Here is a 14,134-nt window from a genome sequence, read left to right on the forward strand (position 1 = left end):
GCGTCGGTCGCGGCCGATGCGCCTGGGTCGGAGCGGACCCCGGCGGTGCCTTCATGCGAATGGGCTGAAGTCGTCTCCGCGTTGCGATTAGCTTGGGTTCCTAATCAATCGACACACGCGCCGACCGCGCACGATCAGACGATTACCTGCAGACCGGCGCGTCGAGGCACGCTCATTGCGCAGTGGCTTCGGATCGATTCATCGAAAGCAACCGGCCATGCCTCTCTCCGCTCAAAGAACCCTGGTGATTTCCCCGCATCTCGACGATGCCGTCTTCAGTTGCGGCGCCCTGCTCGCCGCGTCGCCGGGCGCATCCGTCTGCACGATATTCGCGGGTGCGCCGGACACGGCGCTCGCCACCGACTGGGACGCGCAGTGCGGCTTCGCGGACGCACATCAGGCGATGCGCGAGCGCCGTGTCGAAGACAAAGCCGCGCTGCACGTCCTGGGCGCTCGCGCCGTGCATCTCGGCTTTCTCGACTCCCAATACACGCAAGGCGGAACGAGCGCGACCACCGCCAAGATCGCCTCGGCCATTCGCGACGTGATGCGCGAGACGGATGGCACCACGCTCCTCATCCCGCTCGGCCTCTTTCATTCCGACCACGCGCTGGTTCATACGGCCGCGCGCGAGGCGTGCCTTTCGGACGCGACGGCATGCATTGCGTACGAAGACTGTCTATATCGGCGCATGGATGGCCTCGTGCAGCAACGGCTCGTCGAACTCATCGGAAGCGGCATCGAAGCGACGCCGCTGCTCGATCCGATCGATGCCGCCACGCTCTCGCGCTGCATCGAAGCGAAGCAACGCGCGGTGCAATGTTATGCGAGTCAGCTCAAAGCCTTCGGGCCCCACGGCTATGACGACGTGCTCGCGCCCGAACGCTTCTGGACTCTGCGAGCCGTCGACCATGGCTGAACCGGCGACACTTTCCGAGCCCGATCGCGCGCGGCTCACCGTCGTCGTGCTGACGTACAACCGTGCCGATCAGGTGCTCGACACGCTCGCAAGACTTGCCGCGCTGCCGGACCGCATTCGCATCGTAGCGGTCGATAATGCGTCCACCGACGGCACGGCCGAGCGCATTGCGGCGCAGTTTCCATCGGTCGAACTCGTCGTGGCGCCGGACAATCTCGGTGCGGCCGGACGCAATCTCGGCGTCGCTCGCGTCGCGACGGAGTACGTCGCATTCTGCGATGACGACACCTGGTGGAGCGCCGGATCGCTGTCGCGCGCCGTCGCGATCCTCGACGCGGCGCCGCGCGTCGCGGTGCTCAACGCGCGCGTCGTCGTCGGTGCCGACGGCGCGGCGGACGAGACCTGCCAACGAATGCGCGAAAGCCCGCTGCCGCATCGCGGCTTGCCCGGTCCCGCGCTCGTCGGCTTCATGGCGGGCGCGTGCGTGTTCCGCACCGACGTCTTCCGGCAAGTCGGCGGCTACGAGCCCAGGCTTTTCATCGGCGGAGAAGAAACGCTCGTCTCGCTGGATGTCCTGTCCGCCGGCTACGAGATGGTCTATATGGATGACCTCGTCCTTCATCACCATCCCTCACCGCTGCGCGACAGCGCACAACGGCGCAGGCTCCTCGCGCGCAACGCCGCGTGGGTCGCATGGATGCGCCTGCCATTCGACCAAGCCCTTCACGCCACCGGAAAAGCCTTCCTCGTGGCATGGCGCGAGCGCACGTTGATGCGCGATTTACCGATCCTCGCAAGCGGCATCGCATGGGCGATGACCAGGCGCCGCGTGATCCCCTCGCGCGTCCAGGACATGCGCCGCGTCGTGCGCGAAGACGATTTGCGCCGCGCCAGGCAGACGAAATCGTCGGCGTCTTTCGGTTCTACACGCCCCACGTAAAAACGCGTGCGTCGCGCGACGAACCAAACGAAATTTGGTTCGTCCCGCATCGAACCGCAAATCGTTTCGCAGTTCTCGCCAGTTCGACAACGAGTGGCACAGGGAATGCTGAACGCTGGTGACTGATCCACGCGATGGCGCGCCGCGCACACGCACATTGGGATCGCAAGATAAGGGGACTTCCGTGAAAATCGCATTGATCAGTGAGCACGCATCGCCGTTGGCGATCGCGGGTGGCGTAGACAGCGGCGGGCAAAACATCTATGTGGCGAATGTCGCGCGTCAGCTCGTCCGCATCGGTCACGACGTCGATGTGTTCACGCGTTGCGACCGTTCGTTATTGCCGCTCGTCTCGCGCTTCGAAAACATCCGCGTGATAAATGTACCGGCCGGTCCGCCCGTGCAGTTACCGAAGGAACAGCTTCTGCCGCATATGGATGCGTTCGCCGGCTTCATGATCGACTTCATGAAGAAGGAAGCGCAACCGTATGACATCGTGCACGCGAACTTCTTCATGTCGGGCCTCGTGGGCCTGCGCATCAAGGACGCGCTCGGCGTGCCGCTCGTCACGACGTTTCATGCGCTGGGGCGCGTGCGACGCCTGCATCAAGGCGAATCGGACGGCTTTCCCGATGCGCGCTTCGATATCGAAGACGAGCTCGTCAGGCGCTCCGATTCGGTCATCGCCGAATGTCCCCAGGACGAGAACGATCTGATCCATCTGTACGACGCCGATCCCGCGCGCATCGACCTCGTGCCGTGCGGCTTCGATCGCGCGGAGTTCCATCCGTTAGACAAGGCGGCAGCGAGAGAACGTCTCGGCTGGCCGCAAGACCGGTTCATCGTGCTGCAACTCGGGCGCATGGTGCCGCGCAAGGGCGTCGACAATGTCGTGCGCGCGCTCGGCATGCTACACGGCGAGCATGGCGAAAGTGCCGAGCTTTATGTGGCGGGCGGCAATTCCGACGAAGCGAACGAGAACGCGACGCCGGAGATCGGCAGGCTGCGCGGGGTCGCGCGCGAATGCGGCATCGAAGAGCATGTTCACTTCGTGGGCCGTCATGGACGAGGTGAACTGAAGCACTTCTATAACGCAGCCGATGTCTTCGTGACGACGCCGTGGTATGAGCCGTTCGGCATCACGCCGCTGGAGGCGATGGCTTGCGGGCGGCCCGTCATCGGTGCTGCTGTCGGCGGCATTCGCTACTCGGTGGCGCACGGAGAAACCGGCTTGCTCGTGCCGCCGAAGAATCCGGCCGCGCTCGCGGATGCGCTCGTCGCGCTCAAGCGAGATGCCGCGCTCGCCACGCGAATGGGCGAAGCGGGCCTCGCCCGCGCGAACGCAATGTTCACATGGTCGAGCGTCGCGCAGGCGCTCGCACAGGTCTACGCGCGACTTGCGGGCGAGGAAGGACAAGCCGCCGCGCGCGTTGCCATGGGCGGAGCCGCACGATGACGCAACCACTGCGGCCTGCGATCTTCATCGACAAGGACGGCACCTTGCTCGACGATGTGCCCTGGAACGTCGATCCGCTGAAGATGCGCCTCGCGCCGGGCGCGCTCGACGCGTTGCGCCTGTTTTCGTGGCTCGAACTGCCGATCTTCGTAATCAGCAATCAGAGCGGCGTCGCGCTCGGCAAGTTCGACTTGCAGGCACTCGATCGCGTCGAAGCGCGTTTGCGTGAACTCGCAGCCGAAGCGGGCGCGTCGTTCGCCGGCATTTACTGGTGCCCGCATCATCCGCGGGGCGTCGTGCCTGAATTCACGCGCGCGTGTGAATGCCGCAAGCCCGCGCCCGGCCTGCTGTTGCGTGCGGCGCGCGAGCATGGCATCGATCTTTCGCAGAGCTGGTTCATCGGCGACATTCTCGATGACGTCGAAGCCGGTCATCGCGCGGGCTGCCGCAGTGCGCTGATCGATAACGGCAACGAAACCGAATGGCTCAAAGGCGTTGGACGCGAGCCGGATATCGTCGCGAAGGACCTGTACGAGGCGGCGATTGCAGTCGTCAATGCGGAGTGTCCCGCATGAAGCCCATGCTTGCACCCGTCGTCGAAGCGCATGCGCGCAAGAGCGCCGCGAGCCAGGCGCGCGAATGGGGCGCGGATGTCAAGCGCATTCTCTGCATCCGTCTCGACAATCTCGGCGACGTGCTGATGACGACGCCCGCGCTGCACGCGTTACGCGCCGCGCAGCCGGGCAGGCATCTGACCTTGCTCGCATCGCGTGCGGGCAAGGCGACGGCGCCTTTCATCGATGCAATCGACGATGTGATCGAATACGACGCGCCGTGGGTCAAGCAGGATGCGCCCATCGACGCCCTCGCCGATCTCGCCATGCGTGCGCGCCTTGCATCGGCGCATTTCGATGCAGCGGTGATCTTCAGCGTCTACAGCCAGAATCCGCTGCCCGCGGCCATGTTGTGTCATCTCGCCGGCATTCCGCTGCGGCTCGCGCATTGCCGCGAGAATCCGTATGGTTTGCTCACCGACTGGGTTCAGGAGACTGAACCGCAGCACGGCACACGGCATGAAGTGGAGCGGCAACTCGCTCTCGTCGCAAGAGTCGGTGCGAAAGCCGACGATACGCGCATGCGCTTCTCCGTGCGCCCCGCCGATATCGACTCGCTGACGCAAAAGCTCATCGCCCGCGATGTCGATGTGGACGCACCGTTCATCGTCGTGCATCCGGGTGCGAGCGCGGAATCGCGCCGCTATCCCGTCGAACGCTTCGCCGAAACGATCGAACGTCTCGGCGCTCAATTGGAATGGCCGATTCTCGTGACGGGCTCGCGAAGCGAAAGTCACTTGTGCCGCGCCGCCTGCGGCACGAGTCCCTACGCGCACGATCTGTCCGGCGTGCTCGAACTCGGCGAACTCGCCGCGCTCATCCAGCGCGCTCGCGTTCTCATCTCGAACAACAGCGGACCGGTGCATCTCGCATCCGCGCTGGGCGCGCCCGTCGTGGATCTCTACGCACTCACGAATCCGCAGCACATGCCGTGGCAAACGTCGCATCGCGTGCTGTATCACGATGTCTCGTGCCGCTGGTGCTATCGCAGCGTGTGTCCCGAAGGCCATCACGCGTGCCTTGTCGGCGTCGAGGTAGACGAGGTTGTCTCCGCCGCGCTCGAGCTCATCGAAGAAGAACATGCATCGCCCGTCCATCCGATAACACAGGCAAGCTAAGCTATGTACACACTTGGAATCAACGCGGTTTATCACGACAGCGCCGCGGCGCTGGTCAAGGACGGCGTCGTCATCGCGGCGGCCGAGGACGAGCGCTTCACGCACGTCAAGCATGCGAAACGGCCGGTGCCGTTTTCCACATGGCAGCTTCCGTTCGATGCAATCGACTATTGCCTGAAGGAAGCGGGCATCGAACTCGCGGATGTGGATCACATCGCGTATTCGTACGATCCGCATCTGTTTTCCGGCATGCCGAAGGACGCAAACGCGAACATATCCCTGCCGATGATGCCCTCGGCGCAAGCGATGACGAACCCGTCCGAATCGCCCTGGGATCCGCTGTTCCTGAGCTATATCGTCAATGCGAAAGGTCAGTTGATCGACGGCGCGCCGCATCATCTGAAGCGGCGTTTCCTAAGCGGCGGACGCGCCCCGCGCTTCGCGTGGCATAACGTCGATCATCATCTCTGTCACGAAGCGAGCGCGTTTCTCGCCGCGCCTTTCGACGACACGGCCGTACTCACGATGGACGGTCGCGGCGAAGGCGTCACGACGAGTCTCGGGCAATTCGTGAATGGCGAATATACGCGCATCAAGCAAGTGGAACTGCCGCACTCGCTCGGCCTGCTCTATGAAACGGTGACGGGCTATCTCGGCTTCCTGCACTCGTCCGACGAGTACAAGGTGATGGCGCTCGCGTCGTTCGGCAAGCCCGCGTATGTCGATCAGTTTCGCGAGATCGTGAAGTATCGCCGCGACGGCAGCTATACCGTCGATGCGCCGCGTCTCGTCGAGCGCTTCGGTCCCGCGCGCGAACGCGGCGGCCCGCTCACGCAGCATCATTTCGATATCGCGCATTCATTGCAGGTCGTTCTGGAAGAGACCGCGCTCGAACTCGCGAAGTGGCTGCACGAACGTACGGGTCTGAAGAATCTCGCGATGGCGGGCGGCGTCGCGCTCAACTGCGTGATGAACGCGCGCCTGCGCGATCGCGGACCGTTCGATGAAATCTGGGTTCAGCCCGCCGCCGGCGATGCGGGCACGGCGCTCGGCGCTGCCTTGTGGACCGACTATCAGCAACGCGCGAAGACCGGCGATCGCGGTCGAAAATGGCGCATGGATCACGCATATCTCGGACCGTCGTTCGATGACGACGAGATCGAAACCTTCCTCAAGTGGACGCGCGCGCCGTATCGCAAGCTCACGAATATCGCCGAAGAAACGGCGGACATTCTCGCGCAGAACCGCGTCATCGGCTGGTATCAGGGACGCACCGAGTTCGGCCCGCGTGCGCTCGGCGCGCGTTCGATTCTGGCATCGCCCATCGATGCGTCCATGCAGGCGCGCCTCAACGAGATCAAGGATCGCGAGGACTTTCGTCCGGTTGCGCCCGTCGTGATGGAAGAGCACGCAGCCGACTGGTTCGTCGATGCACGCGTCGCGCCGTTCATGCTCTTCGTGTTCGACGTGCGCGACGACATGAAGACGCGCATTCCGGCGGTCACGCATATCGACGGCACCGCGCGCGTGCAGACCGTCAATCGCGCGCAGCATCCGCTTTACTACGATCTGCTCGCGGCGTTCAAGGCGCGCACGGGCGTGCCGGTTCTCGTCAATACATCGTTCAATACGCGCGGCGAGCCGATGGTGAATACGCCGCGCGACGCACTCGAATCGTTCTGGACGTCGCCGCTCGATGCGCTCGTGATCGGCTCGTTCCTTGTCGAAAAGCCGGGCGCGCACGCATGAGCACCTACGCCGAACTCTTCGATCACGGCGCGATGAGCGCGGCCGATGCACCCGCGATACCGCGCGGCGATTTCATCCCGGACGTGACCGTGGTCGTGCCGACGTATCGCCGCCCCGCGATGCTCGAACGCTGCGTGCTGGCGCTCGCGGCGCAGACCTACGATCCGGCGCGCTACGAGATCATCGTATGCGACGACGGCCCCGACGAAGCGACGAAGGCATGCGTGCAGCGCCTGTCGCAATCGCGTGCGCGGCGCGGCCCGTTGATCCGCTACGTTCCCGTCACCGCGACGCAGGGTCCGGCGGGCGCGCGCAACGCGGGCTGGCGCGCATCGCTTGCGCGGCGCATCGCCTTCACCGACGACGACACCATTCCCGATCCGAACTGGATCGCCCATGGCATGCGTGCGCTCGATGCGGGCGCGGATGCCGTGTCGGGCCGCATCGTCGTGCCGCTGGGACCACGCCCGACCGATTACGAACGCGACGCCGCCGGACTCGCCAGCGCCGAATTCGCGACGGCGAACACCTTCGTCACGCGCGCCGCACTCGAACGTACGGGCGGCTTCGATGCGCGCTTTACGGCGGCGTGGCGCGAGGATTCGGATCTGCAATTCGCGCTGATGAAGGCGGGACTCGTCATCGCGCGTGCGGAAGACGCAACCGTGCTGCATCCGGTGCGCCCTGCGCGCTGGGGCGTGAGCATATCGCAGCAGAAGAAGAGCCAGTTCGATGCACTGCTCTACAAAAAGTATCCCGCGATGTTTCGCACGCGCATCCGCCGCAATCCGCCGCTTTTGTACTACGCGATGCTCGCGGCGCTCGTCGTTGCGATCGGATCGTTCGCAGCACACGCGCCGCGCACCGGGTCGCTCGCATTGCTTGCCTGGGCCGCGATGACCATATGGTTCAGTATGCAACGATTGAAGACGACTGCGCGCACGCCGTCGCACGTCGCGGAAATGCTGTGGACGTCGGCGATCATTCCGTATCTGTCGATCTACTGGCGCATACGCGGCGCGTTCAAGTTCAGGGTCTTCTTTCTATGAACGTCGAGCGCATCGTCATCTTTCGCGCATTGCAGCTCGGGGACATGTTGTGCGCCGTGCCTGCGTTGCGTGCATTGCGCCGCGCCTATCCGCAAGCACATATCGCGCTTATCGGTCTGCCTTGGGCGGCGAGTTTCGTCGAACGATACGCGCATCTCGTCGATGAACTTATCGTGTTTCCCGGCGCTATCGGTTTTCCCGAGCAGCAGGAAACAGATGCACATCTGCCTCGTTTTCATCAAGCGATGCGCGCACGTCGCTTCGATCTCGCGATTCAACTGCATGGAAGCGGCGGCGTGGCGAACGATATCGTCGAAGGCATCGGCGCGCGTCTGAACGCGGGCTTTCTGAAGCCGGACGAAGCCATGCGTAAAGGCGTCTTCATGCCATGGCCCGACGATCTGCCCGAATCCGCGCGATACACCGCGCTCATGCAGCGGCTCGGCATCGACGCAGGCGATCTCGATCTCGAGATTCCGCTGACCGATGCCGACAATCGCGAATGCGATGCGCTGATCGAAGCGTGCGCGCTCGATAGCGAGCGGCTCGTGCTCGTGCATCCGGGCGCGCAGCTGCCTTCCCGTCGATGGCCCGTCGAGCGCTTCGCCGACGTGGCGCGCGCGTTGTCGCGGCGCGGCTGGCAAGTCGCCGTCACAGGCAGCGCGGGTGAAGCCTCGTTGACGGCGTGCGTTGCGCAAGGTGCCGGCATCGATCTCGCCGGCCGCACGTCGCTCGGCTCGCTCGCGGCGCTCGTCGCGAAGGCGCGGCTCATCGTATGCAACGACACGGGGCTTTCGCATGTCGCCGCAGCGATGCGCACGCCGAGTGTCGTCGTCGCGTCGGGCAGCGATACACGTCGCTGGGCGCCGCTCGATCACGCGCGTCATCGCGTGCTCGCGGACTGGCCCTCGTGCCGTCCGTGCGCGTTTCGCGAGTGTCCTTACGGTCATGAATGCGCGGTGAACATAAGCGTGCAATCCGTGATCGACACGGCATTCGCCCAGCTTGAATCGACCGTCCGAGAGGAGACGCTTCTTCATGCCCACGACTAGTTCCCGGCGTCTGCGCGTGCTTACCTGGCATATTCACGGCAATTATCTTTACTATCTGAGCCAGGCGCCGCACGACTTCTATCTCGTCACGCGCCCCGGTTATCCGCCGGGCTATGCGGGCACGGCGGGTGCGTTGCCCTTCGGCCCGAACGTGCATGAAATTCCGGCGAGCGAAGTGCAGTCGCAATCCTTCGATGTCGTGCTCTTTCAGCACAAGCGTCAATGGGACGACGACCGCATCAATCTGCTGAGCGACGCGCAACGCCGGCTGCCGCGCGTCTACATCGAGCACGATCCGCCGCAGGAAAACCCCTTCGAACAGAAGCACTGGGTGCAGGAACGCGACACGCTGCTCGTGCACGTCACGCACTTCAACAAGCTGATGTGGGACAGCGGCGAAACGCCGACGCGCGTCATCGAACACGGCGTGATCGTGCCCGAAGGCGTGCGCTATAGCGGCGAACTCGAACGCGGCATCGCGGTGATCAATCATCTGCGCCAGCGCGGCAGGCGGCTCGGCAACGATGTCTATGCACAAGCGGCCGCGCGCGTGCCGCTCGATCTCGTCGGCATGGATGCGCAGTCGGCGGGCGGCATCGGCGAGATCGGCAACCTGGAGCTTGCGGCGTTCAGCGCGCGCTATCGCTTCTTCTTCAATCCGATTCGCTGGACGAGCCTCGGGCTCGCCATCGTCGAAGCGATGACGATCGGCATGCCGATCATCGGTCTCGCGACGACCGAACTCGCCACCGTGATCCGCAACGGCGAAAGCGGCTACGTGCATACCGACACGCAGGCGCTCATCGACGCGATGCAGCACCTGCTGCGCGATCCCGCCGAAGCGCGGCGTCTCGGCGAAGGCGCGCGGCGCACGGCGCTCGAACGATTCAATATCGCGCGCTTCGCCCGCGACTGGGACGAAACGCTGCGCTTCGTATGCAGTTAGCACACACATCGAAAGGATGAAGGCGACATGAGAGAAGCCTATAGAAAGCGAATTCTGGTGACGGGCGGCGCGGGCTTTCTCGGCTCGCATCTGTGCGAGCGGCTGCTCGCGCTCGGGCACGATGTGCTGTGTGTCGATAACTTCTACACCGGCACGAAGGACAACATCGCGCATCTGCTCGACAGCCCGAATTTCGAACTGATGCGGCACGATGTGACATTTCCGCTTTACGTCGAAGTGGACGAGATTTACAACCTCGCCTGCCCCGCTTCGCCGATTCATTACCAGCACGATCCGGTGCAGACGACGAAGACCAGCGTGCACGGCGCGATCAACATGCTCGGGCTTGCGAAGCGCGTGCATGCGCGCATCTTCCAGGCATCGACGAGCGAAGTGTATGGCGACGCGCATGTGCATCCGCAACAGGAAGCGTACTGGGGCAACGTGAATCCGATCGGTCCGCGCTCGTGTTACGACGAAGGCAAGCGCTGCGCCGAAACGCTCTTCATGGATTATCGGCGGCAGCACGGACTGTCGATCAAGATCGCGCGCATCTTCAACACGTACGGGCCGCGCATGCATCCGTCGGACGGACGCGTGATCTCGAACTTCATGATGCAGGCGCTCTCGGGCGAGCCGATCACCGTGTACGGCGAAGGCTCGCAGACGCGCTCCTTCTGCTATGTCGACGATATGGTCGACGCATTCATCCGCCTGATGGACACGCCCGATGAACTCACCGGACCCGTCAATCTCGGCAATCCGCACGAGCTTTCGATGCTCGAGATCGCGCGGCGCATCATCGAATTGACGGGATCGTCATCGGAGATCGTGTTCAAGCCTTTGCCGATGGACGATCCGTGGCATCGTCAGCCGGATATCGCGCTCGCACGCGATGCCCTCGGCTGGACACCGACGACGCCTCTCGACGAAGGCCTGCGTCGCACGGCGCAGCATTTCCGTGGCGTCATCGAGGCGATGCAGGGACGTCACGCGCTCACTATCGCCACGTCAGGTTGATGCTTCCGTTCAACGGCGCAGCATTGCATCGGTCACATTCGAACGCGCGCTCGCGCCGCCCTCATCGAAGCGATGTGCGCGCCGTCACGTCGCCGATCGTCGCGATCAGCTTCGGCGCGGCGACCGGCTTCGTCAGATGCGCCTGAAAGCCCGCGGCCTGTGCGCGCGAACGTGCATCCGCCTGCGTGTGTCCCGTCAGCGCGATCGCGGGCATGCGTTCGGACAGCGACGCGCCGCGGCGCGACTCTTCCTCGCGAATGAGTCGCAGCACGTCGTAGCCGTTCTGTTCGCCGCCTAGCACGATGTCGCACAGAAGCGCATCCGGCCACTGCGCGCCGGGCAGTTCGCGCAGACGCGCAAGCGCTTCATCGCCCGATGCGCAAGACATGACGCGCGCGCCCACCGATTCGAGCACGGCTTCGAGCGCATCGCGCGCGTCTTCCTGATCGTCGAGCACCATCACGGTGATGCCGGCCAATGCATCGTCATGCGTGGCTTCGGACGCTTGCGGATCGTCGAGCACGGGACGCAGCGGCATCGTCGCGACATACGCGACATGCTCGTCGATATAGCGCACCGTGAAGCCGCCGCCCATTTCGTTCAATGCGGATTCGAGCCGCCGCATCTGCTGCGAAGACAGATCGGCGGGACTCGCGCGCTGACCGATCACCGTGAGATTCGCGTGATTGTCTTCGCGGAACACGCGCAGTTCGATGCGCTCGCCGCGCGCCGCCGAGCTCATGTGCGAACGGCACAGATCGGCCACGATCTGCTGCAGCACGCTGGCATCGCCCGAGACGCGCAAACCCGGATCGCTGATGACCGTGTAGAGATTCACGCCGCGCGTGACGATCTCGTCGTGCAGCGCATCGACCACGCCTGCGACGAGCGCATCCAGTCCGAGCGCCGTCGCGGACACCTTGCGTTGCGCGTGCTTCAGCTCGCCCTGCTGCCATTGCAGCGACCACATGCGCGCGTACACGCCATCGCGCGCGAGCAGTTCGTCGTGCTGTCCCTGCTCGACGATGCGTCCATGCTCCATCACGAGAATCCAGTCGGCATCGACGACAGTGGACAGCCGGTGCGCGATGACGATCGACGTGCGGCCCTCCGCGAGCCTGTCGAGCTCGTTCTGGATCGCGCGTTCGGAGCGCGTATCGAGCGCGGACGTCGCTTCGTCGAACACGATGATGCGCGGATTCTTGAGTATCGCCCGCGCAATCGCGATGCGCTGACGCTCGCCGCCGGAGAGCCGCACGCCGCGCTCGCCGACGCGCGTCTCGTAGTCGTCCGGCAGACGCTCGATGAAGCCGTCGAGTTGCGCCGCGCGGGCCGCCCGCGCGATGTCCGCGCGCGTCGCGCCGGGACGCCCATAGCCGATGTTGTAGGCGATCGTGTCGTTGAAGAGCACGGTGTCCTGCGGCACGATGCCGATGGTCGCGCGCAGGCTGTTCTGCGTGACCTGCGAGATGTCCTGACCGTCGATGCGTATCGCGCCCGCCGTCGGCTCGTAGAGCCTGAACAGCAGCTTCACGAGCGTCGACTTGCCCGATCCGCTGCCGCCGACGACCGCGAGCTTCTTGCCCGGATGCGCGCGAAAATCGACATCGCGCAAAATCTGCCGCGCCGGATCGTAACCGAACTCGACATGATCGAACTCGATCTCGCCCGCCGTCACGACGAGCGGCTTCGCGTGCGCTTCATCGACATCCTCGCGCACGCGGCCGCGCGACAGCAGAATGTTGAACATGCGCTCGACGTTGACCATCGCGTCGTTGGTCTCGCGAAACACGAAGCCGAGCGTGTTGAGCGGATTGCACACCTGCACGATATACGCGTTGACGAGCACGAGATCGCCCACGCTCATCGTGCCCGCGACGACGTGTTGCGCCGCGCGCAACATCACCGCCGCAATGCCGATCGTGATGATCGTGCTCTGCCCGACATGCAGCAGCGTGAGCGCGCGCTGATTGGCGATGCGCGCATGCACCCACTGCTCCAGCACGCTCGAAAGACGCCGCGTTTCGATGCTTTCGCTCGCGAAGAACTTCACCGTTTCGTAGTTGAGCAGGCTGTCGACGAGACGGCCGTCCGATTGTGCTTCGAGGCCGTTCACCGCGCGCTGGAAGCGCATGCGAAAGCGCGTGAAGATGACCGTCCACACCGAATACAGCACGAACGTCGCGCCGATGATCGCCATGAATTCCAGCGAATACGCATGCACCATGACGGCGACGATCGTGCCGATCTCGATCATCACCGGCACGATCGTGAAGAGCGATGTGCCGAGCAAAAAGCCGATGCCGTCCGCGCCCTTCTGCACGTCGCGCACGACCGCGCCGGTTTCGCGCCGCGCATGAAAGCGCGCGCCGAGCGCATGAAGATGCGCGAACGTGCGCTCGGTGAACGACGCGACCGTGCGCTGCGTGACGATGCTGAAGACGACGTCGCGCGCTTCGTTGAGCACATCGCCGAGATAGCGCAGCAGCACGTAGGCGAGGACGAGAAAGACCGGAAAGACGACGCTCGATGCGGGATGGCTGAACTCGTCGATGACGCGCTTGAGCATCAGCGGCACCCCGACCACCGCGAGCCGCGCGCCGATCATCAGCGCGACCGCCGCGGCGGTCTGATAGCGCCAGGCCCACACCGCGCGCCACAGATCGGCGCCGATGCGCCTGCGCACACGCGCGCGCTCCTGATCCTCCGTTACGCGGGCCGTCACTCCTTCCAGTCCTTGCGCTTGCCCGCGCCGGGACTCGATGCGCCCTTCGTCGCGGATTGCGCGTTGTTCTTCTGCACGCGCTCTTCTTCCATGCGGCTAAGCGTGGCCGGGTCCGTGCCCGACTGGCCCGCGGCGCCCGCGCCGCCGGCGACACCCGCGGATTTCCCGGACGCCTGGTTTCCCGATGTGGAATGGCCTGGCGGCGCACCGTTTTGCTGGGCGTTTGCGAGCGTGACGCCCGACAGCGAGACGCACGCGAGCGTGTGGATCATTCCCGATCGTAATTTGCGATTCATGGCGTTCTTCCTGCAACAGGGAGTGGTCGGCACTGGTGTGTCGATCAGCAACCCGTGCGCCCGGGACCGCGATGACGGACCGAATGGGAAGCGTCAAAGGGCCTGAATCCAGCATGAACCCACGTCATCATCGGGGCGCCCGAAGTCTTGTCCGACAGCGAATCGATATCGCCGGAGGCATCTCAGGCTGTTTTGCAATTCGTGAAGCAATGCCATGCACTCTTTACTATTGCAACCGATCTGTCGTAGA

The 14,134-nt window shown here is 64.2% G+C and carries 12 protein-coding genes; 10 read left to right on the top strand and 2 right to left on the bottom strand.

The annotated features are described in order from the left end of the window. Positions 1 to 244: 244 nt before the first annotated feature. The 10 genes from NCS00_RS31575 to NCS00_RS31620 all read left to right on the top strand — a co-directional run bounded on the left by NCS00_RS31575 (position 245) and on the right by NCS00_RS31620 (position 10,863). Entirely contained in the window at positions 245 to 919 is a 675-nt protein-coding gene (locus NCS00_RS31575) for a PIG-L deacetylase family protein (protein WP_250442128.1), read from the top strand. Continuing rightward, positions 912 to 1,859: a glycosyltransferase family 2 protein gene (locus NCS00_RS31580; RefSeq protein ID WP_008345368.1), complete on the top strand. Its 948-nt coding sequence runs from the start codon at positions 912 to 914 to the stop codon at positions 1,857 to 1,859. The genes NCS00_RS31575 and NCS00_RS31580 overlap by 8 nt, the downstream gene beginning before the upstream one ends. 184 nt (positions 1,860 to 2,043) lie before the next feature. Continuing rightward, entirely contained in the window at positions 2,044 to 3,315 is a 1,272-nt protein-coding gene (locus NCS00_RS31585; protein WP_008345367.1) for a glycosyltransferase family 4 protein, read from the top strand. Then, positions 3,312 to 3,890 (top strand): D-glycero-alpha-D-manno-heptose-1,7-bisphosphate 7-phosphatase, encoded by a 579-nt coding sequence (locus NCS00_RS31590; RefSeq protein WP_008345366.1) that lies wholly within the window; start codon positions 3,312 to 3,314, stop codon positions 3,888 to 3,890. The genes NCS00_RS31585 and NCS00_RS31590 overlap by 4 nt, the downstream gene beginning before the upstream one ends. Further along, complete coding sequence (locus NCS00_RS31595; RefSeq protein WP_502801617.1) at positions 3,887 to 5,047, top strand: glycosyltransferase family 9 protein; 1,161 nt, start codon at positions 3,887 to 3,889, stop codon at positions 5,045 to 5,047. Before NCS00_RS31590 ends, NCS00_RS31595 begins: the two co-directional genes overlap by 4 nt. Positions 5,048 to 5,050: 3 nt before the next feature. Next, on the top strand, positions 5,051 to 6,796 hold the full coding sequence (locus tag NCS00_RS31600) for a carbamoyltransferase family protein (RefSeq protein WP_033535668.1): 1,746 nt from the start codon (positions 5,051 to 5,053) through the stop codon (positions 6,794 to 6,796). A gap of 32 nt (positions 6,797 to 6,828) precedes the next feature. Continuing rightward, positions 6,829 to 7,845, top strand: a complete 1,017-nt coding sequence (locus NCS00_RS31605; RefSeq protein ID WP_250442154.1) for a glycosyltransferase family 2 protein — start codon at positions 6,829 to 6,831, stop codon at positions 7,843 to 7,845. After that, positions 7,842 to 8,897 carry a glycosyltransferase family 9 protein gene (locus tag NCS00_RS31610; protein ID WP_250442129.1) on the top strand — a complete coding sequence of 352 codons (1,056 nt, stop codon included), beginning with the start codon at positions 7,842 to 7,844 and terminating at the stop codon, positions 8,895 to 8,897. The genes NCS00_RS31605 and NCS00_RS31610 overlap by 4 nt, the downstream gene beginning before the upstream one ends. Beyond that, entirely contained in the window at positions 8,884 to 9,843 is a 960-nt protein-coding gene (locus NCS00_RS31615) for a glycosyltransferase family 4 protein (RefSeq protein ID WP_008345361.1), read from the top strand. The genes NCS00_RS31610 and NCS00_RS31615 overlap by 14 nt, the downstream gene beginning before the upstream one ends. Positions 9,844 to 9,870: 27 nt before the next feature. Beyond that, positions 9,871 to 10,863 carry a UDP-glucuronic acid decarboxylase family protein gene (locus tag NCS00_RS31620; RefSeq protein WP_250437773.1) on the top strand — a complete coding sequence of 331 codons (993 nt, stop codon included), beginning with the start codon at positions 9,871 to 9,873 and terminating at the stop codon, positions 10,861 to 10,863. A 61-nt stretch (positions 10,864 to 10,924) separates the two neighbouring features. Here the strand turns inward: NCS00_RS31620 and NCS00_RS31625 are convergent, their stop codons facing one another. Next, on the bottom strand, positions 10,925 to 13,588 hold the full coding sequence (locus NCS00_RS31625) for an ATP-binding cassette domain-containing protein (RefSeq protein ID WP_008345359.1): 2,664 nt from the start codon (positions 13,586 to 13,588) through the stop codon (positions 10,925 to 10,927). Then, positions 13,585 to 13,884 (bottom strand): hypothetical protein, encoded by a 300-nt coding sequence (locus NCS00_RS31630; protein WP_008345358.1) that lies wholly within the window; start codon positions 13,882 to 13,884, stop codon positions 13,585 to 13,587. The genes NCS00_RS31625 and NCS00_RS31630 overlap by 4 nt, the downstream gene beginning before the upstream one ends. Positions 13,885 to 14,134 lie beyond the last annotated feature (250 nt).

This window comes from Caballeronia sp. AZ1_KS37 (assembly GCF_023631165.1).
Classification (GTDB): domain Bacteria; phylum Pseudomonadota; class Gammaproteobacteria; order Burkholderiales; family Burkholderiaceae; genus Caballeronia; species Caballeronia zhejiangensis.

What these genes read in the sequence shown, in the direction of transcription:
- NCS00_RS31580 (WP_008345368.1), top strand. Translation starts at nt 912, where the DNA reads ATGGCTGAACCGGCGACACTTTCCGAGCCCGATCGCGCGCGGCTCACC.
- NCS00_RS31590 (WP_008345366.1), top strand. Translation starts at nt 3,312, where the DNA reads ATGACGCAACCACTGCGGCCTGCGATCTTCATCGACAAGGACGGCACC.
- NCS00_RS31595 (WP_502801617.1), top strand. Translation starts at nt 3,887, where the DNA reads ATGAAGCCCATGCTTGCACCCGTCGTCGAAGCGCATGCGCGCAAGAGC.
- NCS00_RS31600 (WP_033535668.1), top strand. Translation starts at nt 5,051, where the DNA reads ATGTACACACTTGGAATCAACGCGGTTTATCACGACAGCGCCGCGGCG.
- NCS00_RS31605 (WP_250442154.1), top strand. Translation starts at nt 6,829, where the DNA reads ATGAGCGCGGCCGATGCACCCGCGATACCGCGCGGCGATTTCATCCCG.
- NCS00_RS31610 (WP_250442129.1), top strand. Translation starts at nt 7,842, where the DNA reads ATGAACGTCGAGCGCATCGTCATCTTTCGCGCATTGCAGCTCGGGGAC.
- NCS00_RS31615 (WP_008345361.1), top strand. Translation starts at nt 8,884, where the DNA reads ATGCCCACGACTAGTTCCCGGCGTCTGCGCGTGCTTACCTGGCATATT.
- NCS00_RS31620 (WP_250437773.1), top strand. Translation starts at nt 9,871, where the DNA reads ATGAGAGAAGCCTATAGAAAGCGAATTCTGGTGACGGGCGGCGCGGGC.
- NCS00_RS31630 (WP_008345358.1), bottom strand. Translation starts at nt 13,884, where the DNA reads ATGAATCGCAAATTACGATCGGGAATGATCCACACGCTCGCGTGCGTC.